This is a genomic window from Stenotrophomonas sp. 05L44_2 (genome assembly GCF_056665995.1).
Genome location: NZ_JBFTNR010000775.1, coordinates 1 through 3,103, shown reverse-complemented (window position 1 = coordinate 3,103; position 3,103 = coordinate 1). Strand labels below are relative to the sequence as shown.

Below are 3,103 nucleotides of genomic sequence, written 5' to 3'. Positions count from 1 at the left end.
GGCCACCATGACGCTCGGCGCGAAGCTGCCGGTGGCGGCCAACGAGGCCTACAACGACTTCGTGACGATCCGCAGTACCGAAATGGCCCGCAGCGCGCTGGTCCTGCCCTGAACCGGCGGCCGGCGGACCGACTGGCGCCGCCGGCCCCCACTGCGCTACCGTCGGCTTCCAGACGAAGGCGTACGGGCCGTTCCTGCGCATTCGGCTAGAATTCCCCTCTTCTTTACACGACGGCTTCCGATGAATCCGAACTACCTCGACTTCGAGCAACCCATCGCCGACCTGGAAGCCAAGATCCAGGAACTGCGCAACGCCAGTGCCGGGCCGGCGGTCAATGTCGAGGCCGAAGTGCATGCGCTGCAGGACAAGCTGCGCGTGCGCACCGCACAGATCTTCCGCAACCTGACCTCGTGGCAGGTGCTGCAGCTGGCCCGCCATCCGTCGCGCCCGTACACCGCCGACTACATCCGCATCATCTGCGATGAGTTCCAGGAACTGGCCGGCGACCGTGCCTTCGCCGACGACAAGGCGATCATGGGCGGCCTGGCCCGCATCAATGGCCGCTCGGTGATGGTCATCGGCCACCAGAAGGGCCGCGACACCAAGGAAAAGATCAAGCGCAACTTCGGCATGCCCAAGCCCGAGGGCTACCGCAAGGCGCTGCGCCTGATGAAGATGGCCGAGCGTTTCGGCCTGCCGGTGCTGACCCTGATCGACACCGCCGGCGCCTGGCCGGGCATCGATGCCGAGTCACGCGGCCAGTCCGAGGCGATCGCGCGCAACCTGATCGAGATGGCCGAACTGAAGGTGCCGATCATCTGCACCGTGATCGGTGAAGGCGGCTCGGGCGGCGCACTGGCGCTGGGCGTGGGCGACCGTACCGTGATGCTGGAATACGCGGTGTACTCGACCATCACCCCGGAAGGCTGTGCTTCGATCCTGTGGAAGGATGCCGGCAAGGCCAAGGATGCTGCCGAGCAGCTGGGCCTGACCGCGCCGCGCCTGAAGGGCCTGGGCCTGGTCGACAAGGTCGTGCGCGAGCCGACCGGCGGCGCCCACCGCAACCCGACGCAGATGGCCAAGCGACTGAAGGCCGTGCTGCTGAACGAGCTGGACGCGCTGGATGCGCTGTCCACCGAAGAGCTGCTCGACCAGCGCTACAAGCGCCTGCGCAGCTACGGTACTTACGAGGCGGCCTGAGCCTGTGCTCGAGGCGTTACTTTTCTTTTCGCGTCCCTGCGCTCCTCAGTCCGCCAAGGGACGGCGCGGAACTCGCTACGCTCAAACATCCGCGCCTCTACGCCCTTGCCGGACCTCCGGTGCTCGGCTCGCTTGAAGGCGGATTGGGAAAGCAGAGCGAAAAGCATCCACGCATGGCGTGGATCTACTGGGTGCAGGTGTGGCGTTTGACGTTGGGTCCGCCTTTTAGCGAGCCGAGCATCGCAGGGGAATCAGGGGCCTAGAGGCGCCGATGTCTGAGCGCAGCGAGTTCGGCGCCGTCCCCTGATTCACCGAGAAGCACAGGGCACCGGTGCGTAGCACCGGCTCGCGACCTGGCGGCGTGTTCTTTGGTTACTTTCTTGCACGAGCAAGAAAGTGACATGTTCGAGAGCTCCAGATCTCAGAACGGCTTGGCCAGCACCAGCCAGACGATCGGGATGAAGGCCAGCAGCGGAATCTCGTTGATCCAGCGCAGCGCGCGCGACGACGGCAGCGCCCTGCCCTTGGCCACGCCCTTCAGCAGCCGCCCGATCCAGATGAAGTACGCCAGCAGCACCACCACCAGGCCCAGCTTGGCGTGCAGCCAGCCTGCGCCACCCGGGGCGACCATGGTCGGGAAATCCGGAATCACCTTGTAGCCCAGCCACAGCACCAGGCCGAGCACGAACGCCAGGCCGAACATCGAATGGCCGAAGCGGTACAAGCGCATGCCCATCAGCTGCAGGCGCTCGACCACCGCCGGCTGCCCCGCGGTCTCGGACAGGTTCACCAGGATGCGCGGCAGGTAGAACACCGTGGCCATCCATGCCACCACGAACACGATGTGGAAGGTCTTGACCCAGTAATAGCTCTGCATGCGCTCGCTCCGGCGGCTGGCGTGGATGTCCGCCATTCTCGCATGTCGTGGCGAGGCCACCTCACGTGCAACCGCCGCGACACATCGACGCATGACGTGCTGCAACGCCGTACGATAGGCGCCGATTTCACGACTGCACCGGATCGCCATGGACAAGACCTACGACGCCGCCTACTTCCAGCGCTGGTATCGCCGCGCCGACATCGGTGGCAGCGCGCGCCTGGCGCGCAAGGTCGCCCTCGCCGTGGCGACGGCCGAGTACTACCTGGAACGACCGATCCGCAGCGTGCTGGACGTCGRCTGTGGCGAAGGGGCATGGCGCGCGCCGCTGCTGAAACTGCGTCCGAAGGTCGAATACCTCGGTTTCGACAGCAGCGAGTACGCTGTGCGCCGCTACGGCCGCACCCGCAACCTGCACCTGGCCAGCTTCGGCGATTTCGCCTGGCTGCGACCCTGCGCCCCGGTCGACCTGCTGGTCTGTTCGGACGTGATGCACTACGTGCCCAACCGCGAACTTCGCGCAGGCCTGGCCGGTGTCGCCGAGCTGACCGCAGGCGTGGCGTTCCTGGAGACCTTCGCCGCCGAAGATGAATTCGAGGGCGACCATGACGGCTTCCAGTCGCGCCCGGCCCGTTGGTACCGGCGCGAGCTGACCCGGCAAGGCCTGCAGGCAGTCGGCTCCCACCTCTGGCTGGGGCCAGCGCTGGCCACTGAAGCGACTGCGCTGGAACAGGCGGCCCGCTGAATACGATCAGTGAGTCTGCTTAACGTCCGGGACAGTCGGATGCGCTATGCTGCGCGGCAACATAAGACCATACATATTCGGTCGGCATGCTCTATCAACTGCACGAACTGACCCGCAACCTGCTCGCCCCCTGGGTGCACCAGGCCCAGGCCAACGCCAAGTTCTTCGCCAACCAGGGACACTGGTGGTCGCAGATGCCTGGCGCTGATCGTCTGGCGGCGGTCAATGAGCTGTTCCATCGCATCGGCAAGGATTACGAGAAGCCCGAATGGGGCATCAA

Annotated in this window: 3 protein-coding genes and 1 pseudogene; 3 read left to right on the top strand and 1 reads right to left on the bottom strand. The window is 65.6% G+C overall.

Features of this window, described 5'->3' with window-relative positions; translation table 11 throughout:
• Positions 1 to 241 precede the first annotated feature (241 nt).
• Entirely contained in the window at positions 242 to 1,201 is a 960-nt protein-coding gene (locus tag AC1VAN_RS20490) for an acetyl-CoA carboxylase carboxyltransferase subunit alpha (RefSeq protein WP_025877686.1), read from the top strand.
• A 421-nt stretch (positions 1,202 to 1,622) separates the two neighbouring features.
• On the opposite strand, the gene AC1VAN_RS20485 is transcribed toward AC1VAN_RS20490, so the two are convergent.
• Positions 1,623 to 2,078: a CopD family protein gene (locus AC1VAN_RS20485; protein WP_025877688.1), complete on the bottom strand. Its 456-nt coding sequence runs from the start codon at positions 2,076 to 2,078 to the stop codon at positions 1,623 to 1,625.
• 148 nt (positions 2,079 to 2,226) lie between these two features.
• On the opposite strand from AC1VAN_RS20485, the gene AC1VAN_RS20480 reads away from it, so the two are divergent.
• Both AC1VAN_RS20480 and AC1VAN_RS20475 read left to right on the top strand, forming a co-directional pair.
• Positions 2,227 to 2,823, top strand: a complete 597-nt coding sequence (locus AC1VAN_RS20480; protein ID WP_480986600.1) for a class I SAM-dependent DNA methyltransferase — start codon at positions 2,227 to 2,229, stop codon at positions 2,821 to 2,823.
• 86 nt (positions 2,824 to 2,909) lie between these two features.
• Positions 2,910 to 3,103, top strand: a pseudogene (locus AC1VAN_RS20475) (polyhydroxyalkanoate depolymerase); the annotation flags it as partial.